Here is a 26043-nt window from a genome sequence, read left to right as displayed (position 1 = left end):
TTTTTCTACTGGGGCGAAGCTCAGCTCCACCCCAACTCACTAACCTTTACAGCACCATCAGCAGATACAGGACGACAACGGCACCGATGCTCGTCGCGGCAAGATACCAGCGCAGATAGCCGTTTTCGCTGATCACCAGGCCTTTGTTGCCTACACGCGCGAGAATCGCCGGAACATTCATCACTGAATTGAGCGGATCGCGCTGCAGCAGCCGGGCAATGCCGAGGTAAGGCTTAACGAAGACTTTGTCATACAGCCAGTCGAAGCCCCAGGCGGCAAACCACCATGTGGAGAAGAAACGGCCCGGCGCGCTGTTAGCAATCGCAGTCACCAGAGTACGTTTGCCCAGCCACAGCGCGGCGGCCAGCAGAATACCGACAATCGCCACCACGCCGGAGGCAATTTCCAGCATCATCACGCTGCCGTGGGCCAGTTCAGTGGTCTCCGGCAGTACGCCTTTCAGCGGTGGTACGATCATCGCACCAATAAAGGTTGAGAGAACTAACAGCACAATCAGCGGCAGATGGTGCGTGATCCCTTTCCCTGCGTGAGCATGAATTTTTTCTTTACCGTGGAAGGTGATAAAGATCATACGGAAGGTATAGAGAGACGTCATAAAGGCGCCCGCCAGGCCCGCAACCATCAGATTGATATGGCCGTTCGCCAGCGCACCCGCCAGAATTTCATCCTTACTGAAGAAGCCTGCGGTAATCAGCGGCAACGCCGACAGTGCCGCACCGCCCACCAGGAAGCAGACGTACACCAGCGGAATGCTCTTACGCAGGCCACCCATTTTAAAGATGTTCTGCTCGTGGTGGCAGGCAAGGATCACCGAACCGGACGAGAGGAACAGCAGCGCTTTAAAGAACGCGTGGGTCATCAGGTGGAAGATAGCCGCATCCCACGCCTGAACACCCAGCGCAAGGAACATATAGCCAATCTGGCTCATGGTTGAATAAGCCAGCACGCGTTTGATGTCGGTTTGCACCAGCGCGGCAAAGCCTGCCAGAACCAGCGTGATCGCGCCGATAATGCCGACCAGATGCAGTACTTCAGGCGTCAGCAGGAACAGGCCGTGGGTACGCGCAATCAGGTAAACACCGGCGGTAACCATCGTCGCAGCGTGGATCAGTGCAGATACCGGGGTTGGACCCGCCATCGCATCGGCCAGCCAGGTCTGCAACGGCAGCTGAGCGGATTTACCGACCGCACCGCCTAACAGCATCAGCGTGGCCCACTGCAGCATATGGTTGTCAGCCGCAAAGTGTGCCGGAGCCAGCTCGACCATTTCGCGGAAGTTCAGCGTGCCCAGCTCGTTGTAGAGAATAAACAACGCAAATGCCAGGAACACGTCACCGACGCGGGTAATGATAAACGCCTTCATCGCCGCCGCGCCGTTTTTCGACTCGGTATAGTAGAAGCCGATCAGCAGGTAGGAGCACAGGCCCACGCCTTCCCAACCGAGATACATCAGCATCAGGTTGTCGGCCAGCACCAGAACCACCATGCTGGCGATAAACAGGTTGGTGTAGGCGAAGAAGCGCGAATAACCCTCTTCTCCACGCATGTACCAGGAGGCAAACATGTGGATGAAGAAGCCAACGCCGGTCACCACCGACAGCATGGTCAGCGACAGGCCGTCCATCGTCAGGTTAACGTCGATTTTAAAGTTGCCAACGTGCATCCAGGTCCACAGCGCCTGGTTAAACACCTGCTGTCCATTATTGAAAAAGTCGATCCCGGCATAAGCCGTGACCAGCGCCGCCAGTCCGACGGAACCCATTCCCACGGTAGCTGACAGATTTTCCGACCAGCGGCCACGAGAGAACGCCAGCAGAAGGAAGCCGATCAGCGGAAACAGGATTGTTAAATAGAGAAGGTTCATCCGCGCATCTCGCTCACTTTGTCAATGTTGAGGTTCTGGCTGCGGCGATGTAACTGCAGCAGCAGCGCCAGGCCGATACTGGCCTCGGCAGCCGCCAGGCTGATCGCCAGGATAAACATCACCTGACCGTCTGCCTGACCCCAGTAGCTCCCCGCAACCACAAACGCCAGTGCCGCAGCGTTAATCATGATTTCGAGGCCGATCAACATAAACAGCATATTGCGACGGATAGTGACGGCGGTCAGTCCAAGAACAAACAGCACGGCCGCCAGAATCAGTCCATGTTGCAGAGGGATCATACTCTCTCCTCCTTCTTACTTTTTAACGCGTCGTCCGGACGGTTGCTCAGCAGTTCACCTGCACGCTGTTCGCGACCGATATGGAATGCCACCACCAGACCGGCCAGCAGCAGCATAGAAGCCAGCTCTACCGCCAGTACGTAAGGCCCGAACAGGCTGATACCGACCTGCTTGGCATCGATCATCGTGCCGTCAATACCCTGGTCATTCACGGTGCGAATGGCGTAAACCAGCACCACCAGCAGCACCAGCGACAGCAGGCCCGGCCCAACCCACGCACCCGGCTTCAGCCATTCACGCTCCTGCTGCACTTCCGCACCGCCGAGGTTCAGCATCATCACGACGAAGACGAACAGCACCATGATCGCGCCGGCATAAACGATGATCTCCAGCGCACCGGCGAAGTAAGCCCCGAGCGAGAAAAACACACCGGACACCGCCAGCAAAGAGACGATCAGGTACAGCAACGCATGTACCGGGTTGGTATGGGTGATAACGCGCAACGTCGCCAGCACCGCTACCAGTCCGCAAAGATAAAACGCAAATTCCATGCCTGGCTCCTTAAGGTAACAAGCCCTTGACGTCGATAGGTTTAGCTTCGTTTTCAGCAAAGCCTTTGTCTTTACCATCAATCGCCATACCCGCCATCCGGTAGAAGTTATATTCCGGATATTTGCCCGGACCGGAGATCAACAGGTCGTCTTTTTCATACACCAGATCCTGACGCTTAAACTCGCCCAGCTCGAAGTCCGGGGTAAGCTGAATCGCAGTGGTCGGGCAAGCCTCTTCACACAGGCCACAGAAAATGCAGCGCGAGAAGTTAATACGGAAGAATTCCGGGTACCAGCGGCCATCCTGCATCTCGGCCTTTTGCAGCGAGATACAGCCAACCGGACAGGCAACCGCACACAGGTTACAGGCAACGCAGCGCTCCTGGCCGTCCGGGTCACGCGTCAGCACAATGCGTCCACGGAAGCGCGGCGGCAGATAAACCGGCTCTTCCGGGTACATCATGGTTTCGCGCTTGGCGAAGGCGTTCAGACCAATCAGCCAGATACTGCGTACTGTCGTACCGAAACCAACGGCAATGTCTTTTAATGTCATGTTCTTAACCCCTTACTGCGCCGTGTACAGAATCACTGCGGCAGTCGCCAGCAGGTTCAACAGCGTCAACGGCAGACAAACTTTCCAGCCGAACGACATCATCTGGTCATAGCGCGGACGCGGTAACGCAGCACGGATCAAAATGAACATCATCATGAAGAAGCCCGTTTTGATGGCGAACCAGAAAATCGGCGGCAGCCACGGACCGTTCCATCCACCGAAGAACAGCGTCACGATCAGTGAAGAAACGGTAACGATACCGATGTACTCACCGACGAAGAACAGGCCGAATTTCATACCGGCGTATTCAATGTGATAACCGTCCGACAGTTCCTGTTCCGCTTCCGGCTGGTCAAACGGATGGCGGTGACACACCGCTACGCCGCCGATGCAGAAGGTCAGGAAGCCGAAGAACTGCGGAATCACGTTCCACATATGTTCCTGGCTGTTAACGATATCCAGCATGTTGAACGAGCCAGCCTGCGCCACTACGCCCATCAGCGACAGGCCGAGGAACACTTCGTAGCTCAGGGTCTGGGCCGAGGCGCGCATGGCACCCAGCAGCGAGTATTTGTTGTTACTCGACCAGCCCGCGAACAGCACGGCATAAACCGCCAGACCGGCCATCATCAGGAAGAACAGCAGACCGATATTCAGGTCCGCCCCCATCCAGGTAGAGGTAACCGGCACAATTGCCATCGCCAGCAGCAGCGAGGTAAAGGCGATCATCGGCGCAAGGGTGAAGATCACACGGTCGGTAAATGGCGGTATCCAGTCCTCTTTGAAGAACATTTTGATCATATCCGCCACCAGCTGCAGCGATCCGCCCCAGCCGACGCGGTTAGGACCGTAGCGGTTCTGGAACAGGCCGAGAATTCGGCGTTCGCCAAAGCTCATCAGCGCGCCGCAGGCCACCACCACCATCAGGATGACCAGTGCTTTGCCGACGGCAATCAAAATGTCGATAACTTCCGGTGTCAACCAGCTCATTGTGCCGCCTCCTGCAGATTGTCGATTTCAGCGCCCGACAGGAACGGAGGGATACCCGGTAAGCCCAGTGGCAGACCGACCTGCCCTGCCTGCAGGTGGCTTGAGAAACGCACCGGCAGGCGCAGGGTTTCACCCTGGCAGTTGAACTGAACGGCGCTGTTGGCGTTAACGCCGAGTTTCGCCGCATCATTCGGGTTAACCATCACATAAACTTCCGGCATACGTTTCTGCATAACCGGTGAGCGCTGGGTCATTTCTTCACTACCAAACAGGTGGAAGTACGGCGCGACACGCCAGCGGTTTTCACTGCCCACAAACGCGGCCGGGATTTTCTCAAACCAATCCAGCTGTGACGGGCCCGCTTCAAACAGACGCACGCCCGGATCGCCATTACGCAGGTTGCCGCCCACTTCGGCCTGGAATTTGTTCCACGCCTGCGGTGAGTTCCAGCCTGGAGCCCAGGCAAATGGGATCTGCGAACGTGCCGCACCCGGCTGGTTGTTACCTTCCATCGAGAAGGCAAACATCGTGTCTTTATCCTGCGGCTGACGCGGTTCATGCACGCTGATATTGGCGCGCATCGCAGTACGTCCACTGGAGCGAATCGGTGAACGCGACAGTTTCTGTCCGCGAATACGGAAGCTGGCATCCGGTGCAGCATCTTTGATCGCCGCCAGCTGCGGCAGCGCAACCACGCAGGAATCAATGACGTGATCCAGCTGGGTCCAGTCCGGCTCGCGGCTGTTAATGGTGCTTTGCAGCGCGTGCAGCCAGCGCCAGCTTTCCAGCATCTCAACTTTGTTGTCGTAATAAGCCGGGTCATAAACCTGGAAGAAGCGCTGAGCACGACCTTCCTGGTTCACCACGGTACCGTCACTTTCCGCGAAGCTGGCGGTGGAGAGAACCAGACCGGCTTTTTCAGTGGTGGCGGTACGCTGGTGATCGATAACAATCACGTTTGGCGTATTTTTCAGTGCGGCATCGACCCGAGCTTTCGGCAGCTGACGATAGAGATCGTTTTCCAGCACGATAACCGCATCCGCAGAACCGCTTTCCAGCTCCTGGAGTGCCGCATCCAGAGAGTGGCCGCCGATCATGCCAAGGCCAATGCTGTTACTGGCGGTCGCCAACAGGGTAATACCGACATCCTGGCCACGGCCTTTCAGCGCTTTCGCCACGTTGGCAGCCGCCTGAATCACCGCTTCGCTGCCGGAGTTGGTGCCGGAAACGATAAGCGGTTTCTTCGCACCGGCCAGCGCCTGCACGATCACGTCGATTTTACCGTCCAGTGACTTATCCAGATCGCTGACTGCCGGTGCGCTGGCATCCAGCTCGTGGGCAATCGCGAAGCCCAGACGCGCCTGGTCTTCAACCGGGGCACGGTAGCTCCACGCGGCAATATCGTCCAGACGGGTCTGGTCGACGTTAGTCACAAACAGTGGATGTTTAGCGTTCTGACCGATATTGAGGATCGCGGCGATCTGCCAGTCGGCCACTTTCTGCGCCGCTGCCATCTCACGGGATTTACCCTTCACCGCCTGACGGACGGCAAGCGCAACGCGCGCACCGGTCTGGGTCAGATCTTCCCCAAGCACCAGCACTGCATCGTAGCTTTCAATATCGTGCAGGGACGGTGTATGGATACCGCCGTCGCGCAGGATCTCCAGCATCAGATCCAGACGGGCCTGCTCTCCTGCCGGGATACCGGTAGAGAAGTTTTCAGCGCCGACCAGCTCGCGCAGTGCAAAGTTGCTTTCTACGCTGGCACGCGGGGAACCAATGCCGATCACTTTGGAGGCCTGACGCAGCACGTCTGCCGCCCCCTGCATTGCCTGCTCGGCGTTCAGGGCGATCCAGTCATCGCCACGGCGCTGCATAGGCTGGCGCGGACGATCTTTCAGATTGACGTAGCCATAGCCGAAACGGCCACGGTCGCAAAGGAAGTAGCTGTTAACGGTGCCGTTATAACGGTTTTCGATACGGCGCAGTTCGCCATAGCGTTCGCCCGGGCTGGTGTTACAGCCGATGCTGCACTGCTGGCAAATGCTTGGCGCATACTGCATATCCCACTTACGGTTGTAGCGCTCGGAGTGGGTTTTATCGGTGAACACGCCAGTCGGGCAGATTTCAACCAGGTTGCCGGAAAATTCACTTTCCAGCACGCCGTCTTCCGGGCGACCGAAGTAGACGTTGTCGTGGGCACCGTATACGCCCAGATCTTTACCGTCTGCGTAGTCTTTGTAGTAACGCACGCAGCGATAGCAGGCGATACAGCGGTTCATTTCATGAGAAATGAACGGACCGAGATCCTGATTGCGGTGGGTACGCTTGGTAAAACGGTAGCGGCGGAAGCTGTGGCCGGTCATGACCGTCATATCCTGAAGGTGGCAGTTACCCCCCTCTTCACATACCGGACAATCGTGCGGGTGGTTGGTCATCAGCCACTCCACCACGCTTTCGCGGAACTCTTTTGCTTCGCCGTCATCAATAGAGATGAAGGTACCGTCGGAGGCTGGCGTCATGCAGGACATTACCAGACGACCACGGGTATCTTCGGCATTTTGGAACTGCTTCACCGCACACTGGCGGCAGGCACCGACGCTACCGAGCGCAGGGTGCCAGCAGAAATAAGGAATATCTAAGCCGAGGGACAAACAGGCCTGCAGCAGGTTGTTTGCACCATCAACATCATATTCTTTACCGTCTACATGAATTGTAGCCATAGTGAACATGCTTCCGTAAGGCCCGATAAAAAACGGGCGTTAAACTTTGCTTACCAGCGAGCCTTTAACAGGTTCGGCTGGATGCCGCTAATCGCGTGCGCGTTGCTGTATACCTGAGGTGCCATCCCCGCTTCGAACTCTTCGCGGAAATATTTGATGGCACTTTGCAGTGGCTCTACTGCACCAGGTGCGTGCGCACAGAAGGTTTTACCCGGGCCAAGCTGACGACAGAGCTGCAGCAGGGTTTCGATATCCCCCGGCTGTCCCTGTTTACGTTCCAGCGCGCGCAGAATTTTCACACTCCACGGCAGGCCATCGCGGCACGGCGTACACCAGCCGCAGGATTCACGGGCAAAGAACTCTTCCAGATTGCGTACCAGCGACACCATATTGATTTCATGGTCGACGGCCATGGCCAGCGCAGTACCCAGACGACTACCGGCTTTACCAATGCTGGCAAATTCCATCGGCAGGTCGAGGTGCTGTTCGGTCAGGAAGTCTGTCCCTGCTCCACCCGGCTGCCACGCCTTAAACTTCAGGCCGTCACGCATGCCACCGGCATAATCTTCCAGGATCTCACGCGCGGTGGTACCAAACGGCAGCTCCCACACGCCCGGATTCTTAACGCGGCCGGAGAAGCCCATCATCTTGGTACCGGCATCTTCACTGGTGGAGATGTTTTTGTACCAGTCAACGCCGTTAGCAATAATCGCCGGGACGTTAGAGATGGTTTCCACGTTGTTGACACAGGTCGGCTTGCCCCATGCACCGGCTGAAGCCGGGAACGGCGGCTTGGAGCGCGGGTTGGCACGACGGCCTTCCAGCGAGTTGATCAGCGCCGTTTCTTCACCGCAGATATAGCGGCCCGCACCGGTATGAACGATAAGTTCGAAGTCAAAACCGGTACCGAGGATGTTTTTACCCAGCAGGCCCGCTTCGGTCGCTTCGGCAATCGCACGGCGCAGGTTCGCAGCCGCCTCAATGTATTCACCGCGAAGGAAGATGTAGCCACGGTAGGCTTTCAGCGCAAAGGCACCGATCAGCATGCCTTCCACCAGCTGGTGCGGCATCTGCTCCATCAGCAGGCGATCTTTATAGGTGCCCGGCTCCATTTCATCGGCGTTACACAGCAGGTAACGGATGTTCATGGATTCATCTTTCGGCATCAGGCTCCACTTCAAACCGGTGGAGAAGCCCGCACCGCCGCGGCCTTTCAGACCGGAGTCTTTTACCTGGCCTACAATCTCTTCCGGCGACATGGACTTCAGCGCTTTTTCAGCACCGGCATAGCCATTCTTACTGCGGTATTCATCGAAGAATACCGGCTGCTTATCTTCACGCATGCGCCACGTCAGCGGATGCGTTTCGGCAGTACGAATAATCGTTTTCATTGATACTGCTCCAGTAAGTTGGCGAGGCCTTCCGGCGTCAGATGAACATGGGTATCTTCATCCACCATCATCACCGGTCCCTTGTCGCAGTTGCCAAGACAGCAGGTCGGCAGCAGAGTAAAGCGCCCGTCAGCGGTCGTCTGGCCCGGCTTGATATTGAGCTTGTTTTCCAGCTCGGCCTGAATGCCCTGGAAGCCGGTGATGTGGCACACCACGCTGTCGCAGTAGCGGATCACATGGCGGCCCACCGGCGTGCGGTAGATCTGGCTGTAAAACGTTGCCACACCTTCCACATCGCTGGCTGGGATGCCCAGCACGTCGGCAATCGCATGGATTGCGCCGTCCGGCACCCAGCCACGCTGTTTCTGAACGATTTTCAGCGCTTCAATTGACGCTGCGCGAGCATCTTCATAGTGGTGCTTTTCATGCTCGATGGCATCGCGCTCTGCCGCACTCAGCATGAAAGCCCCGGATTCATCGATCGTTTCGATCGCAATTCTTTGATCGTGCATAATTAGCGGTCCACGTCTGACATAACAAAATCGATACTACCGAGGTATACGATCAGGTCGGATACCAGGCTGCCGTTGATCACCGAAGGGATCTGCTGCAGGTGCGGGAAGCTCGGCGTGCGCACGCGTGTGCGGTAGCTCATCGTGCTGCCATCACTGGTCAGGTAGTAACTGTTAATCCCCTTCGTCGCTTCAATCATCTGGAAGGATTCGTTGGCAGGCATAATTGGCCCCCAGGAAACCTGCAGGAAGTGCGTGATCAGGGTTTCGATATGCTGCAGCGTGCGCTCTTTAGGCGGTGGCGTCGTCAGCGGATGGTCGGCTTTAAATGGACCGGCAGGCATGTTTTTCAGGCACTGTTCCAAGATACGCATACTCTGGCGCATCTCTTCCATTTTGAGCATCACGCGGGTGTAAGCACAGCTCACACCCCCACCAATTGGCACTTCGAAATCAAAGTTTTCGTAGCCGGAGTAAGGGCGCCATTTACGCACGTCAAAGTCCAGACCGGTTCCACGCAGACCCGCACCGGTGGTGCCCCAGGTCAGCGCTTCTTCCATGTTGTAGGCAGAAACGCCTTTGGCACGGCCAATCAGGACGGTATTTTTTAACGCAGTCTGTTCGTAGGCTTTCAGACGTTTTGGCAGCCAGTCGAGGAACTCACGCAGCAGGCGTTCCCAGCCGTTCGGCAGATCATGCGCCACGCCGCCGATGCGGAACCAGGCCGGATGCATACGGAAGCCGGTGATCGCTTCCACAACGTCATAAATTTTCTGGCGGTCGGTAAAGGCAAAGAACACCGGAGACATAGCGCCGACGTCCTGAATAAAAGTAGAGATGTACAGCAGGTGGCTGTTAATACGGAACAGTTCTGACAGCATGACGCGAATCACTTCCACGCGCTCCGGCACTTTTATTCCGGCCAGTTTTTCTACTGCCAGTACGTACGGCATTTCGTTAACGCAGCCGCCAAGGTACTCGATGCGGTCGGTGTAAGGGATGTAGCTGTGCCATGACTGACGCTCGCCCATCTTCTCAGCACCGCGATGGTGGTAGCCGATATCCGGCACGCAGTCGACGATCTCTTCGCCGTCCAGCTGCAGGATGATACGGAACGCACCGTGCGCAGACGGGTGGTTAGGGCCCAGGTTGAGGAACATATAGTCCTCATTATTGGTCCCACGCTTCATGCCCCAGTCTTCCGGCTTGAAGGTCATGTTTTCCATTTCCAGATCTTCTTTTTGCTTGGTCAGCTCAAAGGGATCGAATTCGGTCGCACGGGCCGGATAGTCTTTACGCAGCGGGTGCCCTTCCCAACTCTGCGGCATCATAATGCGCGTCAGGTGCGGGTGGCCCACGATATTAATCCCGAACATCTCCCAGGTCTCACGCTCATACCAGTTGGCATTGGCAAAAATTTTGGTGATGGTCGGCACATTCAGATCGTTTTCAGACAACGCCACCTTGAGCATAATGTCGCGATTACGTTCAATGGAGATGAAGTGATAGAAAACGGAAAAATCCGCCGCCGGTAAACCGGCACGGTGGGTACGCAGACGCTCATCCATACCATGCAGGTCATACAGCATGACATAGGGTTTAGGCAGCTTGCGCAGGTACTCAATTACTTCTAACAACTGCTCACGTTTCACCCAGACAACCGGGATCCCGGTACGGGTTGGTTGTACGGTAAAGGCATCTGGCCCAAAACGGTTACGCAGCTCGCCGATCACCGGGTCATCCAGGTGGTCGCGGGTTTGCCATAAAGGCTGTGCGAGATCTTGCGTGGTTAAGTCTGTCATAAGTTGTTCACCATTCTGGCCTGTCCGACAGGCACTCAGTGTTGGCGTAAGGCGGGTCGGCGCACGTTGCTTTGTAGTCTTGTTGTGCTGTTGCTGACCTCATCCATAAACTGCCTGGCTTAAATCTCGTCAGGGCTGCGCAGGTTTGTTACCGCGATACGCTCAGCGTGTTTACGCTCGCGCTCGGATTGCATATTGGCGCGATACACACCCTGATCGCCGACCACCCACGACAGCGGACGGCGCTCTTTACCAATCGATTCCTGCAGCAGCAGCAGCGCCTGCATATAGGCTTCAGGGCGCGGCGGGCAGCCTGGAATATACACATCGACCGGCAGGAACTTATCAACGCCCTGAACCACGGAATAGATGTCGTACATGCCACCTGAGTTGGCACAGGCTCCCATGCAAATCACCCACTTAGGTTCCAGCATCTGGTCGTACAGGCGCTGAATAACGGGTGCCATTTTGGTAAAGCAGGTTCCTGCAACCACCATGAAGTCGGCCTGGCGAGGCGAAGCACGAATAACTTCCGAGCCAAAACGCGCCACGTCGTGTACCGAAGTAAACGACGTGGTCATTTCGACATAGCAACAGGAAAGACCGAAGTTAAACGGCCAGAGGGAGTTCTTGCGTCCCCAGTTCACCAGGTCATGCATGGCGTGTTCTAACTTGCCCATGTAGACGTTTTGATGAACGTGCTTTTCCAGGGGATCGGAGACGATCTCCTGTTTTTGCAGGGGGTAACGGTCATTCTCACCGTTCGGGTCTATGCGGGTGAGCGTATAGTCCATGTCTATTTGCCTCGCTGTTACTGCGTATTACGGTTGGAGTGCGAGATGGTGGTTGGCTTCACGTCAAAGCGACGGCGGGCAGGAGCCCAGTCCAGCGCGCCGATGCGAACCAGATAAACCAGACCAGCAAGCAATACCAAGATGAAAATGGCGGCTTCCACAAAACCGACCCATCCGCTTTCGCGAATCGCTGTCGACCATGCGTAGAGATAGAGGGCTTCAACGTCGAAGATAACGAAGAACATTGCTACCAGATAGAATTTGGCAGACAGGCGCAGTTTTGCGCTACCGACGGAAGGAGCTCCTGACTCAAAAGGCGTGTTTTTGTACCTTCCCCGGCCTTTTCCGCCCAGGAACCACGCTCCGGCCAACATCAGGCAACAAAGACCGACTGAAACGATCAGAAAAACAGCGAATGCCCAGTGATGGGCGACGACTTCTGTGGTTGTTGACATACTCTTGCTTACTCACCAAAAGTGGTGTTTCGCGTCCTGCTCTAATCTCTGGCAGTTAACACACCACAACGATTCAAGGGAAAAATAAAAAACCTTATAAATTTTACTGCCTCTTTTGATTAGGCAGCTATTTTATGGGGTTTTTTACTCCTTTCAATAACCTTTTGTCAACTTTGACAAAAGTATCCGCATGCTAATTTACAGATGCAACATTATTTTAACAATTAATGCTCATAAAATAAGCTAAATCGTGTCAGTGGTAGGACCTGATAAAAATGTAGCAGCTAAAACCATGTTCGGATCGCGTATTTAACAATCTCTATTTTGGCAGGAATAATCATATTTTCCTGCCCCTTAATAGGGTTATTTTTTTGATCGAGGACACACTTCTGTGTTTTATGGCCAATTTTTGGTCAGCAAGGATTGTGCAAAATCAATTCATCGCACGAATGATACTGACGTCTCTGGCAATGGCGTGAGCGGTTTAAAGGTGTTATGGCCAAGGGCAGCAGGAACACTTTTTTCTGATGAAGAAAGCGCATTTAGATGACGTTAAAATGACAAAAAAAAGCCTTTCAGGTTAAAAAAACACTGAAAGGCTGTTATTCATTAATTTATTACAATTTAGCTATGAGAATGATAAACATCAGCGTCTAATCTGACAGATTACTCATCCTCATCCAGCAGCGCCGTACCGTCTGGATTTGCGTTGACCAGAGCATAAGGATCGTTGCTGGACTCCATGGCATTGAAGATCGCCAGTGCCAGTTCGTTGTCGCTATCCGGATTGCGGCACAGCAGATATTCGGTATCCGGCAGAACAGGCAAACCTTCCGCAGCGCCCATAACACGTAGTTCCGGGCTCATCATCTCTACCGGGCGAGCGGTCACGCCAAGACCAGCTTTCACCGCAGCACGAACCGCAGCTAGCGTAGAAGCAACATAAGAGATACGCCATGGGATGCCGGCTTCGTTAAGGTGATCAATCGCCATATCACGATAAGGGCTTGGTTCATCCAGCAGGACCAGAGGAATGGCCTCTCCACGCTGGAAGATGTAATCCGCAGCGCAGTACCACAGCGTTGGCGACGTGCGCAGTACCTGCCAGGCAAAGTTCATCGGGCTGGAGGTCGTCACAACCAGATCAACCTCGCCCTGATTCAGCATTTCCATCATAAACGGGTTACGCTTCACGCGTACGTCGATGGCCAGCTTCGGATAAACCGAAGTCACGCGGTTTAGCAGGAACGGTAAAATGGTATCGGATGTATCGTCAGATGCGCCGATAGTCAGCACGCCCTGAACATTGCTGTACATAAGTGACGTGCAGGCTTCATCATTAAAGCGCAGGATTTTTCGCGCATAACCCAACAGCTGAATACCATGTTCAGTCAGCAACTTGTTGCGCCCATGCCTGGCGAAGAGTTCTTTGCCAACCAGTTGTTCCAGACGCTGCATCTGCTGGCTAACTGCTGACTGGGTTCTGCACACAGCAGCAGCAGCAGCGGCAAAAGTATTCAGATCGGCTACGGCTACAAAAGTTCTCAGCAGATCGAGGTCGAGATTAAGTATCGGACGATTTGCACTAGTCATGTTTTTCTTCACTTTATAAGTTTTTTACGAACAGCTACCCTGGTGTTATTACTTTCTTATCAAAAAGATAAGTCGATAATCAATGCATAATTCCATCAGCGGGAACCGGTACTCCCGGCTGAAGTATGACGTAAACTCTCACTGTAAGACCCTACACAACACTCCGATCGGCTCAGGCGGTGCGCAACGCGAGCGGTAAAAAGGTGTCCGACTCTGATTAATCACGATTGCACACTGTACTAACCCATAAGCGGTAATCAGATACCGGATTCCCGCTGGCTCCGACAAACTTTAGGTAAAAATGCGCGCGTTTTTGGATCTAACAGTGCAGATTCAAACTGGAAAGTCTGTGGCAATCATTTAGCATCAATGCCGGAGGAATATTAAGCATTCCTTACCCTTTCAGGGTATAAAAACCATTTTTTTATTACCAGAAGACCTCTGCAAACCGGCGTAAAGTCTCCTGAAAGTTATCCTGACATACTGTCGCCTACTTTTTAAGCCTAAATGCGATTATTCTTATCTCTAAAGTAAGATTTTATCAGCAACAGCACTCCAATGAGACTTGCATATACTAAAATCAAACTTCGTTATAAGAATCGGACTCATTCAATCGTTTGACGGGCACAACTCTCCGGTAAACGATTCAGCCTGGTGCAGCAGGCGCAAGCGATTAAAAATCGCTCAAATGATAATTTTATTTTGACTGTTTCATCAATCATCAATCCACTTTTCGTTAATGAATTGTGCAACATCTCCCAACATTTTTCTTTCAAAAGGAGAATCTACACTTAGCATTGCAAGAGCGTTTACAGTTGTAAGTAATGATTATTATCAGCTTTACAGTATTTAATACTACAAACTGTACAACCTCCGCGCTGTCGTGTGAGCCGCATGAAAAAAGCGCGATTAACGCGCCAAACCCGGTGGCTACCCTTCAAAAGCATTAAGGAGAGGAGTACATTGTGTAACGTTTAGTTTTCCACGGCAGGAAAACCCTCCTGCAAGTCAAGGTGACCGAGATGACCCAAATTGATAAATCCAGCAAACTGGATAATGTGTGTTATGACATTCGCGGCCCGGTGTTGAAAGAAGCCAAGCGCCTCGAAGAAGAAGGTAATAAAGTTCTCAAGCTTAACATCGGTAACCCTGCCCCTTTCGGCTTTGAAGCCCCGGACGAAATTCTGGTCGATGTGATCCGTAATCTGCCCAGCGCACAGGGCTACTGCGACTCCAAAGGCCTGTATTCCGCGCGTAAAGCCATCATGCAGCATTATCAGGCTTTGGGCGTCCGTGATACGACCGTTGAAGATATCTATATTGGTAACGGCGTATCAGAACTGATCGTTCAGTCAATGCAGGCGCTGCTGAACAGCGGTGACGAAATGCTGGTTCCGGCCCCGGATTACCCGCTGTGGACCGCTGCCGTGTCCCTGTCCAGCGGTAAGGCCGTGCATTACCTCTGTGACGAATCCGCAGGCTGGTTCCCGGACCTTGACGATATTCGCAGCAAAATCACCCCGCGCACCCGCGGCATTGTGATCATCAACCCGAACAACCCGACGGGTGCGGTATACAGCAAAGAACTGCTGCTGGAAGTGGTTGAGATCGCCCGCCAGCACAACCTGATTATTTTTGCTGACGAAATTTACGACAAGATTCTTTACGATGCCGCCCGTCATCACTCGATTGCCGCGCTGGCACCGGACCTGCTGACCATTACCTTTAACGGCCTGTCAAAAACCTACCGCGTTGCCGGTTTCCGTCAGGGCTGGATGGTACTGAACGGGCCGAAGAAGCACGCAAAAGGCTATATTGAAGGCCTGGAAATGCTGGCGTCGATGCGCCTGTGCGCCAACGTTCCGGCACAGCACGCCATTCAGACCGCGCTGGGCGGCTATCAGAGCATCAGCGAGTTTATTCAGCCGGGTGGCCGTCTGTATGAACAGCGTAATCGGGCCTGGGAGCTGATCAACGACATTCCCGGCGTCAGCTGCGTGAAGCCGGAAGGCGCGCTGTATATGTTCCCGAAAATCGACGCGAAAAAATTCAATATCCACGATGATCAGAAGATGGTTCTCGATTTCCTGCTGCAGGAAAAAGTCCTGCTGGTGCAGGGCAGCGCCTTTAACTGGCCGTGGCCAGACCATGTGCGCATCGTTACCCTGCCGCGCGTAGACGATCTTGAAATGGCCATCACCAAGTTTGGCCGCTTCCTGGGCGGCTACCACCAGTAAGTCACATCTCTTCAGATATCAGTCCCGGATAGCGGCAGCGTAGCTATCCGGGCAAACGGAAAGACCTGATGAATCAAAGCCACTTTTTTGCCCACCTCTCCCGTCTGAAACTGATTAACCGCTGGCCGTTAATGCGTAACGTACGCACTGAAAACGTGTCGGAACACAGTCTGCAGGTGGCGATGGTTGCCCATGCGCTGGCGGTGATTAAAAACAAAAAATTTAACGGCAATCTCGACCCCGGCCGTATCGCTCTGATGGCGATGTATCACGACGCCAGCGAAGTGCTGACTGGCGATCTGCCCACGCCGGTAAAGTACTACAACGCGCAGATTGCCCATGAATACAAAAAAATTGAGAAGATCGCGCAGAAGAAGCTGATTGAAATGCTGCCGGAAGAATTGCGCTCAGCCTGGGCTCCACTGATTGACGAGCACCAGCACAGCGAGGCGGAAACGGCGATTGTTAAACAGGCAGATGCGCTTTGCGCCTATCTGAAATGCCTGGAAGAGCTGTCGGCGGGCAATAACGAATTCCTGCTGGCGAAAGCCCGACTGGAGAAAACCCTCTCCCAGCGCCACAGCCCGGAAATGGACTATTTTGTTGAGGTGTTTATCCCCAGCTTTAGCCTGTCTCTGGATGAAATCAGCCAGGAGTCGCTGTAAAGAGTGAAGCAGCGCCCAACGGGGCCGGGGCTACCTTCAGGCTATCTCAGCCCCGTTTAGGGAAAAACGCTACCGGCGCAGTCAGTGTTTTCTGCGCGCCGGGGGGCGGCGCAGGCACCGGAGAGGCGCGTTTAACCAGCGACAGCACCTCACGATCCAGCTCGGCGACGCCCGAACTCCTCGCCAGCGAAGCGCTCAGCACATTGCCGTCATCATCAATGGTGAATCGCACCAGCACGGTGCCGGTATCGCCACGCTCCTGCGCCGCTTCAGGATAGCGCTTGCGCTTTTCCAGGTGCGCCATCACTCGCCCAGCCCAGCTTGCCTCCTGAGGCGTGGAAACCGAACTGCTGGCGTTGGTTTTCTGCGCGGCGGTGCGCTCGGCCTGCTGCGTTTGCACCTGAGCCTGAACCGCCTGCTTTGCTGAAACCTGCTGCTGATGCTGAGCCTGCTGCTGCTTCTGCTTTTTTTGTTTTTCCTGCTGGGATTTGCCCTTTTGGTCTTTTTTCGTTTTCGCGCCCTGAGCGGCTCGCAGAGCGATATCCGGTTTTTCGGCTTCGGGAACCGCTTTCTCCGGCTCTTTTTCCGGCTGCTTCACGGGATCGACGGCAGGCGCAGCGGCGGCATCGCTCTGTGTCTCTTCTTTCACCTTCTCTTCGCTGGCCTGTGAATTCTGGCTTTCCGGTGAGATATCGTTCCGTTCGGTCAGCACCGCCTGGGCGGTATCCGCCATCTCGATCATAATCGCCGCAGGCGGGGTATTATCGGCGGCGGTAATCGGCGGCATCCACATCAGCCACACAGCAGCACCAATATGCAGGCCTAACGCCAGCAGGCTGCCCGTCAGCCAGCTCGTTGTACCGGCGCGCTGCGCATCATCAAACGTCACTGGCGTTGCCATGTCTAACCAACCTCATTACATAAATCCCTACGGCATCCCCGGGAATTCGGGTCTCTGGTTAATAAAACGAATACGGAGGATAAATTTTCTGTTAAATCGGCAGTTTTTTTACGTCGGGGGGATTTGGCAAGAAATCAGTACGGGCAGGAAAGGACAGTGGCGGATTCAGGGCGAGGCAGATGCCTCGCCCTGGATTATCAGAACTTCAGCGTGACGCTTCCACGCAGCGTTCGGCCGGGACCCGGCCCCCTTTGCGATTCCTTCACTTTGTTCGTCCGCATCCCTGCAGCCGAATTGGGGCTTTCTTAGTGCGTTATGAATTACAGATTCCCATGGCGGGTAGGCCACACGTTTGATGTTGAATTCTGGTATCGACTTTTAAGAAAACACGATCGAACTTTGAAGCCATTAAAACTTAACTTAACAACCAGCGAGCACTATGTGGGAGAGGGGCCAGCAGCAAAGAATCAGAACGGGAACAGCCGTGGAATCAACAACACGCTAACCACCATCACAATCAGCGTAAACGGCACCCCAACCTTCACAAAATCAAAGAAACGATATCCGCCAGGCGCACAAACCAGCGTATTCACCGGGGAAGACACCGGCGTCATAAACGCCGCCGATGCCGCTACGGCCACCGCCATAGTAAACGGATAAGGCGACACGCCCATCTGATGCGCGGCCGCCACGCCAATCGGTGCCATCAGCACCGCCGTAGCGGTATTGGAAATAAACAGCCCGATGGTGGCGCAGAGTACAAACAGACAGACCAGCATCACCTGCGGACTGTGCCCACCCGCCAGCTGCATTAACCCGTCAACGATTAGCGCCACGCCGCCGGTCTTTTGCAGCGCCAGCGCGAAAGGCATCATTCCAACAATCAGAATCAGCCCCGGCCAGTGAATCGACCGCCACGCGCTTTCCGCGTCAATACAGCGGAACTTACCCATTAACAGGCAGGCAATGATCGCAGCAATCGGATTCGGGATCTCCTCGGTCAGCATCATCGCTACCATTAACGCCAGGCAGAACAGCGCATGCGGAGCCTGACTGCTGGCCGGCGCGACCTCATCCACCTCGGCAGGCAGGTTCAGCACCATAAAATCGCGCTGGGTCTGCTGCTGGATCTGGGCAATCTTTTTCCAGTCGCCCATCACCAGCAGAATATCGCCCAGCGCCAGCGGCTCATCGGTAAAGGCGTTTTCCAGCACGTCGCTGCCGCGCCGCATCCCCACCACGCTAATGCCGTAACGCGAACGAAACGCGATTTCCCTCAGACTTTTTCCCTGTAGCGGTGAGTCGGCAAGCAGTGATACTTCGGCCATGCCAACGTCGCGGGCGCGATCGGAAAAGTATTCGCCGCGCAGCACCATGGGTTCCAGCTGCTGGCTGCTGCAAAACTCGCGCAGATCGATCTCGGCGGCAGACATATCGATCAGCAGCACGTCGCCGCTGCGAAACTCGGTGGTGCCGGTCACCGGCACCATCACCCGGCGAAATTTACGCCAGCGCTCCAGTCCCACCACGCTGGCACCGAAGCGCTCACGCAGCTGTAAATCGTCCAGTCGATGACCAATCAGCGGAGAATCCGGGCGAATAGCCAGACGACGGGCACGGCCGCTTAACCGGTATTGATGGATCAGTTCGCGGAAGGTGCGACGCGCCTGCCCCGGGCGGTCGGCGGCGGTCGGCGTCACCAGCCAGAAACGCGCCAGCAGCATATAACCAATGCCCAACAGCAGCACCACCAGCCCAATCGGCGTGACGGCGAAAAAGCCGAAACCGTTCAGCCCTTCGCGTACCAGTTCGCTGTTCACCACCAGGTTGGGCGGCGTGGCGACCAGCGTCATCATCCCGCTGATCAATCCGGCGAAGCTTAACGGCATCATCAGGCGACCGGGGGAGCTGTTGATTTTGACGGCGACGCTCAACACCACCGGAATAAAAATCGCTACCACACCGGTCGAGCTCATTACCGCACCCAGCCCGGCGACGGTTAGCATCAGCAGCACCACCACGCGGCTCTCACTGTTGCCGGCCACTTTAATCAGCCACTCGCCCAGCTGCAGCGCCACGCCGGTGCGCACCAGCCCTTCACCGACCACAAACAGCGCGGCGATCAGGATCACGTTAGGATCGCTAAAGCCGAGCGTTGCCTCCTGCAGCGTCAGCGTGCCGCTCAGCACAAAGGCAATAATGACCAGCAGCGCAACGACTTCCATACGCAGCTTGCCGGTAATAAAAAGCATCACCACAAAAGCCAGCAGGCAAAGTACCCAGAGCAGTTGATTGTTCACGGCAGATTCCCGTCAGGCGGCTACAGTTGCCAACAGCATGACATAAAAAAACCCCGCAATAGCGGGGTTAAATCAAGGGATTAGTGCTTACGATGGACATTCACCGTCCCGTCAGGATCGCGGTGTACGATCAGCTCTTCCAGCGAGGTCAGCGCCATATCCACTTCACTGAGGCGCGGCGCATCGGCAGGCGCGTTAACCGCCACCACGTGGCAGCCTGCCGCCAGACCGGAAAGAATACCCGCAGCGGCATCTTCCACCACCACGCACTCTTCCGGCTCCAGGCCCAACAGATGCGCACCCAGCAGATAGGCATCCGGCTCCGGCTTTCCGCGTTCCACGCGCTCAGCGGTGACAAATGCATGCGGCTCCGGTAGCCCGGTTGCGCCATGGCGGGCGCTGGCCACCGGCACAGAACCGGAGGTCACGATCGCCCAGGGGATCTCCAGCTCGTCCAGCGTAGCCAGCAGGGAAAGTGCCCCGGGCAGCGCTACGATGCCGTCCGTGTCCTCAGCTTCCAGGCGCTCAAGGGCCAGAAACTCCTGCTGAACTTCTTCAGCCGAGGCGCCCTGCATAAAGTGACGCAGTGAGGTGATGGCCTGCTTGCCGTGGATAAAAGCCAGGATCTCTTCGGTCTCAATCCCCCGACGACGCCCCCAGTTACTCCAGGCCCGCTCCACAACCGTCAGGGAATCTACCAGCGTGCCATCCAGATCGAACAGAAAACCTTTACACTTCACTGCGACGTCCTCATCAGGCGTTAATAATTTGTGCGATTTCGTTCGCACTCAAATGATACTGTCGCGGACAATTGTGCCATACAGCAAGCATTCGTTGATACTTTTCCCACATCGGAACCTGCGCATCAAACCGGTGACTGCCGGCAGGAAAATGCGTATAGCGCCCTTCACGCTCAATCATGAAGCGCGTGTAGCCGAGGTAGCGCCCTTCGGTGTTGCCGTCGAAGCCAAGAAATTGCAGCCTGCGCGGATCGATATCCTGCGCATCTTTCAGATTACTCCAGGATATATGCAGCGCGTGGTGCATCTCCATCATTGCCAGCAGCGTGCGGCATTCAGCTTCGGGTAGCTGACTGAGTTCGCTATCCAGCTCGCGCATCTGCAAACCATAACCGCGCTTGATGATGATCTGGCAGCGCTGATAGTGTGCAGCATTTTCGGCATCAAGCATGGCCATAATCTGGTACTGATTGGAAAGAATTAAACGTTGGGCTGGGGTCATGTCCATCGGGGGCTCCCTGGTTGCGGAAATTAAGTTGTGGATAAGGATCTCACAGCCGCGTGGGGAGCTTCTTTGATGCAAAACGGGTTTCCAGATGAAAACCCGCTAAGGAATAACGTAACGCGTTAATCGATGAACAATCGTGACAGATCAGAGATCGTCGAGGAAAGTTTTATCCAGCTGCTTGAACGCGCGCTTCAGCACGTCGGCCAGCGACTGATAGGTCGGCTTGCCTTCCACCGGAGCAATCGCCTGCCCCGCCGCCTGTAACTTTTCACGCACATCATGGAACCAGGTCAATAATGTCGGCGGCAGCGGCGTGATGGAACGCTTACCCAGCCACCACAGTCCCTGCATCGGCAGACTACAGGCGAATAGCGCCGTAGCAACCGCGGGACCAAGCTGGCCGCCCAGCGCGATTTGCCAGGTCAGAGTGAACACCGCCAGCGGCGGCATAAATGCAATTGCAAAACGCGTGGCGCGCGTAACCCTGTTTTCAGGAAACACCGGCGCAAGGCGCTTATCGACAGGCCAGGTTTTCATATAATGCTGCCCATTTTGGAACAGCTTGAACCAACCTACGGAGCCGGATTCATTCGCCATAGCGGACCTCAACTTCAGAGATAAAAATTAAAAAAAAACCGCAATACACCAACTTTACATGACATTATTCAAAATATTTTGTCTTTGTGGGCCACTCTGGTTATCCTGAGCGCGTTTTCGACCCTGGACAGCGGGTAACTGCGGTCAAAAACTGGTCGGACCATGAAAGATCGAACAGGATTTAAAAAAATCCCGTAAAATATCCAAAATTTTTTACTGCCGATCTCTGTAAAGTTCTCGTCAGTATGACATGTGTCATTAATGTACCAGCTTTCATGCGCTACGCTGATAGTCTGTTTGACTTTTATTTCGCCACTTTTGATAAATAGGACCTTCCATGTCGAGTAAGTTAGTACTGGTTCTGAACTGCGGTAGTTCTTCCCTTAAGTTTGCCATCATCGATCCGGCAAACGGTGACGAATTCCTGTCAGGTTTAGCTGAATGCTTCCACCTGCCGGAAGCCCGTATCAAATGGAAACTGGACGGCGCTAAACAGGAAGCGGCTCTGGGTGCCGGCGCGGCGCACAGTGAAGCACTAAACTTCATGGTTAAAACTATTCTGGCACAAAAACCAGAACTTTCAGCACAAATCGCGGCAATCGGTCACCGTATCGTTCACGGCGGCGAGAAACTGACCCAATCCGTGCTGATTGACGATTCTGTTATCCAGGGCATCAAAGACGCTTCTGATTTTGCGCCGCTGCACAACCCGGCACACCTGATCGGTATTGATGAAGCGCTGAAAAACTTCCCGCATCTGGCTGATAAAAACGTAGCCGTTTTCGATACCGCTTTCCATCAGACCATGCCGGAAGAGTCTTACCTCTACGCTCTGCCGTACAAACTGTATAAAGAACACGGCGTTCGTCGCTACGGCGCACACGGCACCAGCCACTACTATGTGACTCAGGAAGCGGCAAAAGTTCTGAACAAGCCGGTTGAAGACGTTAACATTATCACCTGCCACCTCGGCAACGGCGGTTCCGTTTCAGCTATCCGCAACGGCATTTGCGTTGACACCTCAATGGGTCTGACCCCGCTGGAAGGCCTGGTGATGGGCACCCGCAGTGGTGACATCGACCCGGCTGTGGTCTTCTTCCTGCACGACACACTGGGCATGAACGTTGACGCCATCAACAAGCTGCTGACCAAAGAGTCTGGCCTGCTGGGCCTGACCGAAGTGACCAGCGACTGCCGCTATGTTGAAGATAACTACGAAACCAAAGCCGATGCAAAACGTGCGATGGACGTATACTGCCACCGTCTGGCCAAGTATATCGGTGCCTACGCGGCGCTGATGGATGGCCGCCTGGATGCGGTTATCTTCACCGGCGGTATCGGTGAAAACGCGGCGATGGTCCGTGAACTGTCGCTGGGCAAACTGGCGCTGCTGGGCTTCGAAGTTGACCACGAGCGTAACCTGGCTGCCCGCTTCGGCAAATCAGGTTTCATCAACAAAGAAGGCACCCGTCCGGCCATCGTGATCCCAACCAATGAAGAGTTGGTTATCGCGCAGGACGCAGCCCGCCTGACCGCTTAATTTACTAATCTCCGTCAGCTCAGGCTGACGGAGTTGTTTTCAGAGAGCAGAAGTAACGATATAGCCCTGGTTTGCGCTGCAAAGATGCCATCGGTACTGATGCAGACGGATAAATGCAGGCTATTAGAGAGGTTATCGTGTCTCGTACTATTATGTTAATCCCTACCGGCACCAGCGTCGGCCTGACCAGCGTCAGCCTGGGCGTAATTCGTGCTATGGAACGTAAAGGCGTTCGTCTGAGCGTGTTTAAACCGATCGCTCAGCCGCGTACCGGCGGCAATGCGCCGGATCAGACCACGACCATCATCCGCAAAAACTCCAGCATCCCGGCCGCTGAGCCGCTGGCAATGAGCCGCGTGGAGTCTCTGCTGGGTTCCAACCAGCAGGACGTGCTGATGGAAGAGATCATCGCCCGCTACCACGAAAACACCCGCGATGCGGAAGTGGTGCTGGTGGAAGGTCTGGTGCCAACGCGCAAGCATCAGTTCGCGCAGTCGCTGAACTATGAAATTGCTAAAACGCTGAATGCCGAAATTGTGTTCGTCACTGCGCTGGGCAACGATTCTCCGGCACAGCTGAAAGAGCGCATTGAGCTGACTCAAAGCAGCTTCGGCGGCAGCAAGAATAAAAGCATTATCGGCGTGATCATCAACAAACTGAACGCACCGGTGGATGAGCAGGGCCGCACCCGCCCGGATCTGTCCGAAATCTTTGATGATTCCACCAAGGCTAACGTCGCCAACATCGATCCGAAGCAGCTGTTTGCCAACAGCCCGCTGCCGGTTCTGGGCTGCGTGCCGTGGAGCTTCGATCTGATTGCCACCCGCGCCATCGACATGAGCCGCCACCTGAATGCACGTATCATCAACGAAGGTGATATTCAGACCCGTCGTATTAAGTCAGTGACCTTCTGCGCACGTAGCCTGCCGCATATGCTTGAGCATTTCCGCCCGGGCTCGCTGCTGGTGACCTCCGCAGACCGTCCTGACGTGCTGGTTGCTGCCTGCCTGGCCGCCATGAACGGCGTGGAAATTGGTGCGATCCTGCTGACCGGTGGTTATGCAATCGACGCGCCGATCCAGAAACTGTGCGAGCGCGCATTCCAGACCGGCCTGCCGGTATTTATGGTGGATACCAACACCTGGCAGACGTCTCTGAGCCTGCAGAGCTTCAACCTGGAAGTGCCCGCCGACGATACTCAGCGCATTGAGCGCGTGCAGGAATACGTTGCCAGCCATATCGACGCCGAGTGGGTCGAGTCGCTGACTGCGGCTTCCGAGCGCAGCCGTCGTCTGTCTCCGCCAGCCTTCCGCTACCAGCTGACCGAGCTGGCGCGTAAAGCCGGCAAGCGTATCGTTCTGCCGGAAGGCGACGAGCCGCGTACCGTGAAAGCGGCAGCCATCTGTGCCGAACGCGGCATCGCTACCTGTATTCTTCTGGGTAACCCGGAAGAGATCCAGCGCGTTGCGGCTGCGCAGGGCGTTGAGCTGGGCAAAGGCATTGAGATTGTTGACCCGGCAGTGGTGCGTGAAAACTACGTTGCCCGTCTGGTTGAACTACGTAAGAGCAAAGGCATGACCGAAGTGGTCGCGCAGGAGCAGCTGGAAGACAACGTGATGCTGGGCACCATGATGCTGGAAGCCAGTGAAGTTGACGGTCTGGTATCCGGTGCGGTGCACACTACGGCGAACACCATTCGTCCACCGCTGCAGCTGATCAAGACCGCGCCAAACAGCTCGCTGGTATCTTCCGTGTTCTTTATGCTGCTGCCTGAGCAGGTTCTGGTTTACGGCGACTGCGCCATTAACCCGGACCCGAACCCGGAGCAGCTGGCAGAGATCGCCATTCAGTCAGCGGATTCCGCGACTGCCTTCGGTATTGAGCCACGCGTTGCGATGATCTCCTACTCTACCGGTAACTCCGGTGCCGGTAGCGACGTTGAGAAAGTGCGTGAAGCGACCCGCATCGCGCAGGAAAAACGTCCGGATCTGGTTATCGATGGTCCGCTGCAGTATGACGCCGCGATCATGGACGATGTCGCCAAGTCTAAGGCACCAAACTCTCCGGTTGCCGGCCGTGCTACGGTGTTTATCTTCCCGGATCTGAACACCGGTAATACCACGTACAAAGCGGTACAGCGTTCTGCGGATCTGATTTCCATCGGTCCAATGCTGCAGGGTATGCGTAAGCCGGTGAACGACCTGTCTCGCGGTGCGCTGGTGGATGATATTGTCTACACCATCGCGCTGACGGCGATTCAGTCCAAGCAGGCTGAAGGTTGATTTAAGCTCTGATGCAGTAGCAGGTCTTACGGCCTGATGCTGATCGATTAAAGTCGCTATCTTTCGGGATAGCGGCTTTTTTTATGGCTGGTGGCAAGGGGCTGAATATCTGGATGTTGCGGCTGTAGTTCTGGATATTACGATCTCCGGGTGGTGTTGCTGTGATACCAGGAAATGGGTGCCCAGCCTGGGCGGGGTTTGCCGGCGGTCCTCACGCCACGCGATGCGTGGTTCCCTCGGTTACAGCATCCGGCCTGTCGGACCGGCGGAGACGGTACATCCCTGTACCGACCCCGCCTGACGCCCGCTTCCCGGCTGGCGTCTCCTGGCCTGCTGCTTTCACCTCCGCGCTGCGGATTGCCTTCAATCCCCCGCCCAGGCTGTTCCCCCTTCAATCGACAGATGTCGCTTTTCTTAGAAAGACGACGGTCCAGACTCTGAACAGGCCCTGAATCACTTACGGGTTGCTAAATACGCCGATTCAGATCCTGTGAACCACGCAATGACAGGAGTAAAGACCGGGCGGCTTCACGATCTGGTCATTCACTTGGTAAAACAGAGATTATGCAGGGCTGCACTTTTCCGTATCACAAACGTTTTTTAACTGAAGACAGCTCAGCTGTCACGGTGCTGGCTGGTGGCTGCCACGGCTGGCAATCCGCAGCGCTGAACGAAGAAAGGAAGCCAGGATGTGCCCGCAGGACGCGGGCACAAGGCTCGGTCGG

General features: G+C 55.1%; 20 protein-coding genes and 1 pseudogene. 4 read left to right on the top strand and 17 right to left on the bottom strand.

Annotated features, from left to right (window positions below; all coding sequences use genetic code 11):
• Positions 1-46: 46 nt before the first annotated feature.
• The 12 genes and pseudogenes from nuoL to lrhA all read right to left on the bottom strand — a co-directional run bounded on the left by nuoL (position 47) and on the right by lrhA (position 13548).
• Positions 47-1885, bottom strand: coding sequence for an NADH-quinone oxidoreductase subunit L (nuoL, locus tag IBT47_RS15290; protein WP_200561212.1), 1839 nt, complete (start codon positions 1883-1885; stop codon positions 47-49).
• The gene (gene nuoK, locus IBT47_RS15285; RefSeq protein ID WP_105591279.1) at positions 1882-2184 is read right to left on the bottom strand and encodes an NADH-quinone oxidoreductase subunit NuoK; all 303 of its coding nucleotides are present in this window, start codon (positions 2182-2184) and stop codon (positions 1882-1884) included. The genes nuoL and nuoK overlap by 4 nt, the downstream gene beginning before the upstream one ends.
• Positions 2181-2735 carry an NADH-quinone oxidoreductase subunit J gene (gene nuoJ / locus IBT47_RS15280; RefSeq protein WP_105591278.1) on the bottom strand — a complete coding sequence of 185 codons (555 nt, stop codon included), beginning with the start codon at positions 2733-2735 and terminating at the stop codon, positions 2181-2183. Before nuoJ ends, nuoK begins: the two co-directional genes overlap by 4 nt.
• Positions 2736-2745: 10 nt before the next feature.
• Positions 2746-3288: an NADH-quinone oxidoreductase subunit NuoI gene (gene nuoI / locus IBT47_RS15275; protein ID WP_105591277.1), complete on the bottom strand. Its 543-nt coding sequence runs from the start codon at positions 3286-3288 to the stop codon at positions 2746-2748.
• 12 nt (positions 3289-3300) lie between these two features.
• The gene (gene nuoH, locus IBT47_RS15270; protein ID WP_105591276.1) at positions 3301-4278 is read right to left on the bottom strand and encodes an NADH-quinone oxidoreductase subunit NuoH; all 978 of its coding nucleotides are present in this window, start codon (positions 4276-4278) and stop codon (positions 3301-3303) included.
• Positions 4275-7001, bottom strand: a complete 2727-nt coding sequence (nuoG, locus tag IBT47_RS15265; RefSeq protein ID WP_200561210.1) for an NADH-quinone oxidoreductase subunit NuoG — start codon at positions 6999-7001, stop codon at positions 4275-4277. The genes nuoH and nuoG overlap by 4 nt, the downstream gene beginning before the upstream one ends.
• 50 nt (positions 7002-7051) lie before the next feature.
• Positions 7052-8392, bottom strand: a complete 1341-nt coding sequence (gene nuoF, locus IBT47_RS15260; RefSeq protein WP_105591274.1) for an NADH-quinone oxidoreductase subunit NuoF — start codon at positions 8390-8392, stop codon at positions 7052-7054.
• Entirely contained in the window at positions 8389-8904 is a 516-nt protein-coding gene (gene nuoE, locus IBT47_RS15255) for an NADH-quinone oxidoreductase subunit NuoE (RefSeq protein WP_105591273.1), read from the bottom strand. Before nuoE ends, nuoF begins: the two co-directional genes overlap by 4 nt.
• A 2-nt stretch (positions 8905-8906) precedes the next feature.
• Positions 8907-10720 (bottom strand): annotated as a pseudogene (gene nuoC / locus IBT47_RS15250) (NADH-quinone oxidoreductase subunit C/D).
• Positions 10721-10825: 105 nt separating this feature from the next.
• Positions 10826-11500 carry an NADH-quinone oxidoreductase subunit B family protein gene (locus IBT47_RS15245; RefSeq protein ID WP_105591271.1) on the bottom strand — a complete coding sequence of 225 codons (675 nt, stop codon included), beginning with the start codon at positions 11498-11500 and terminating at the stop codon, positions 10826-10828.
• Positions 11501-11517: 17 nt separating this feature from the next.
• Entirely contained in the window at positions 11518-11955 is a 438-nt protein-coding gene (locus IBT47_RS15240) for an NADH-quinone oxidoreductase subunit A (protein ID WP_105591270.1), read from the bottom strand.
• Positions 11956-12621: 666 nt separating this feature from the next.
• On the bottom strand, positions 12622-13548 hold the full coding sequence (lrhA, locus tag IBT47_RS15235; protein WP_105591269.1) for a transcriptional regulator LrhA: 927 nt from the start codon (positions 13546-13548) through the stop codon (positions 12622-12624).
• A 1022-nt stretch (positions 13549-14570) separates the two neighbouring features.
• On the opposite strand from lrhA, the gene IBT47_RS15230 reads away from it, so the two are divergent.
• Positions 14571-15785: a pyridoxal phosphate-dependent aminotransferase gene (locus IBT47_RS15230; RefSeq protein ID WP_200546162.1), complete on the top strand. Its 1215-nt coding sequence runs from the start codon at positions 14571-14573 to the stop codon at positions 15783-15785.
• 68 nt (positions 15786-15853) lie between these two features.
• Positions 15854-16450: a 5'-deoxynucleotidase gene (yfbR, locus tag IBT47_RS15225; protein ID WP_105591267.1), complete on the top strand. Its 597-nt coding sequence runs from the start codon at positions 15854-15856 to the stop codon at positions 16448-16450.
• 46 nt (positions 16451-16496) lie between these two features.
• Here yfbR and IBT47_RS15220 read toward each other — a convergent pair whose 3' ends face one another.
• From IBT47_RS15220 to yfbV, 5 genes are all read right to left on the bottom strand, one after another.
• Entirely contained in the window at positions 16497-17351 is an 855-nt protein-coding gene (locus IBT47_RS15220) for an energy transducer TonB (RefSeq protein ID WP_200561206.1), read from the bottom strand.
• A 467-nt stretch (positions 17352-17818) separates the two neighbouring features.
• Positions 17819-19651 (bottom strand): SLC13 family permease, encoded by a 1833-nt coding sequence (locus IBT47_RS15215; RefSeq protein ID WP_200561204.1) that lies wholly within the window; start codon positions 19649-19651, stop codon positions 17819-17821.
• 80 nt (positions 19652-19731) lie between these two features.
• The gene (locus IBT47_RS15210) at positions 19732-20391 is read right to left on the bottom strand and encodes a sugar phosphatase (RefSeq protein WP_200561202.1); all 660 of its coding nucleotides are present in this window, start codon (positions 20389-20391) and stop codon (positions 19732-19734) included.
• Positions 20392-20404: 13 nt separating this feature from the next.
• Complete coding sequence (locus tag IBT47_RS15205) at positions 20405-20899, bottom strand: YfbU family protein (protein ID WP_105591261.1); 495 nt, start codon at positions 20897-20899, stop codon at positions 20405-20407.
• A 144-nt stretch (positions 20900-21043) separates the two neighbouring features.
• Positions 21044-21496 carry a terminus macrodomain insulation protein YfbV gene (gene yfbV / locus IBT47_RS15200; RefSeq protein ID WP_105591260.1) on the bottom strand — a complete coding sequence of 151 codons (453 nt, stop codon included), beginning with the start codon at positions 21494-21496 and terminating at the stop codon, positions 21044-21046.
• Positions 21497-21833: 337 nt separating this feature from the next.
• Between yfbV and ackA the strand changes: the two genes are divergently transcribed.
• Together ackA and pta are read left to right on the top strand one after the other, a co-directional pair.
• Positions 21834-23036, top strand: coding sequence for an acetate kinase (ackA, locus tag IBT47_RS15195; RefSeq protein WP_200561200.1), 1203 nt, complete (start codon positions 21834-21836; stop codon positions 23034-23036).
• Between the two features lie 137 nt (positions 23037-23173).
• Complete coding sequence (pta, locus tag IBT47_RS15190; RefSeq protein ID WP_105591616.1) at positions 23174-25318, top strand: phosphate acetyltransferase; 2145 nt, start codon at positions 23174-23176, stop codon at positions 25316-25318.
• Positions 25319-26043: the final 725 nt, after the last annotated feature.

This window comes from Erwinia sp. S43 (assembly GCF_016624745.1).
In the GTDB taxonomy this organism is placed as follows: domain Bacteria; phylum Pseudomonadota; class Gammaproteobacteria; order Enterobacterales; family Enterobacteriaceae; genus Erwinia; species Erwinia coffeiphila.
This window is presented reverse-complemented; position numbering and strand designations above follow the sequence as displayed.

Coding starts and splice junctions, on each gene's coding strand:
- IBT47_RS15230 (WP_200546162.1), top strand. CDS start 14,571: ATGACCCAAATTGATAAATCCAGCAAACTGGATAATGTGTGTTATGAC.
- ackA (WP_200561200.1), top strand. CDS start 21,834: ATGTCGAGTAAGTTAGTACTGGTTCTGAACTGCGGTAGTTCTTCCCTT.
- nuoK (WP_105591279.1), bottom strand. CDS start 2,184: ATGATCCCTCTGCAACATGGACTGATTCTGGCGGCCGTGCTGTTTGTT.
- IBT47_RS15220 (WP_200561206.1), bottom strand. CDS start 17,351: ATGGCAACGCCAGTGACGTTTGATGATGCGCAGCGCGCCGGTACAACG.
- nuoJ (WP_105591278.1), bottom strand. CDS start 2,735: ATGGAATTTGCGTTTTATCTTTGCGGACTGGTAGCGGTGCTGGCGACG.
- IBT47_RS15240 (WP_105591270.1), bottom strand. CDS start 11,955: ATGTCAACAACCACAGAAGTCGTCGCCCATCACTGGGCATTCGCTGTT.
- lrhA (WP_105591269.1), bottom strand. CDS start 13,548: ATGACTAGTGCAAATCGTCCGATACTTAATCTCGACCTCGATCTGCTG.
- nuoE (WP_105591273.1), bottom strand. CDS start 8,904: ATGCACGATCAAAGAATTGCGATCGAAACGATCGATGAATCCGGGGCT.
- yfbR (WP_105591267.1), top strand. CDS start 15,854: ATGAATCAAAGCCACTTTTTTGCCCACCTCTCCCGTCTGAAACTGATT.
- nuoI (WP_105591277.1), bottom strand. CDS start 3,288: ATGACATTAAAAGACATTGCCGTTGGTTTCGGTACGACAGTACGCAGT.
- yfbV (WP_105591260.1), bottom strand. CDS start 21,496: ATGGCGAATGAATCCGGCTCCGTAGGTTGGTTCAAGCTGTTCCAAAAT.
- nuoG (WP_200561210.1), bottom strand. CDS start 7,001: ATGGCTACAATTCATGTAGACGGTAAAGAATATGATGTTGATGGTGCA.
- nuoF (WP_105591274.1), bottom strand. CDS start 8,392: ATGAAAACGATTATTCGTACTGCCGAAACGCATCCGCTGACGTGGCGC.
- IBT47_RS15245 (WP_105591271.1), bottom strand. CDS start 11,500: ATGGACTATACGCTCACCCGCATAGACCCGAACGGTGAGAATGACCGT.
- nuoH (WP_105591276.1), bottom strand. CDS start 4,278: ATGAGCTGGTTGACACCGGAAGTTATCGACATTTTGATTGCCGTCGGC.
- nuoL (WP_200561212.1), bottom strand. CDS start 1,885: ATGAACCTTCTCTATTTAACAATCCTGTTTCCGCTGATCGGCTTCCTT.
- IBT47_RS15205 (WP_105591261.1), bottom strand. CDS start 20,899: ATGGACATGACCCCAGCCCAACGTTTAATTCTTTCCAATCAGTACCAG.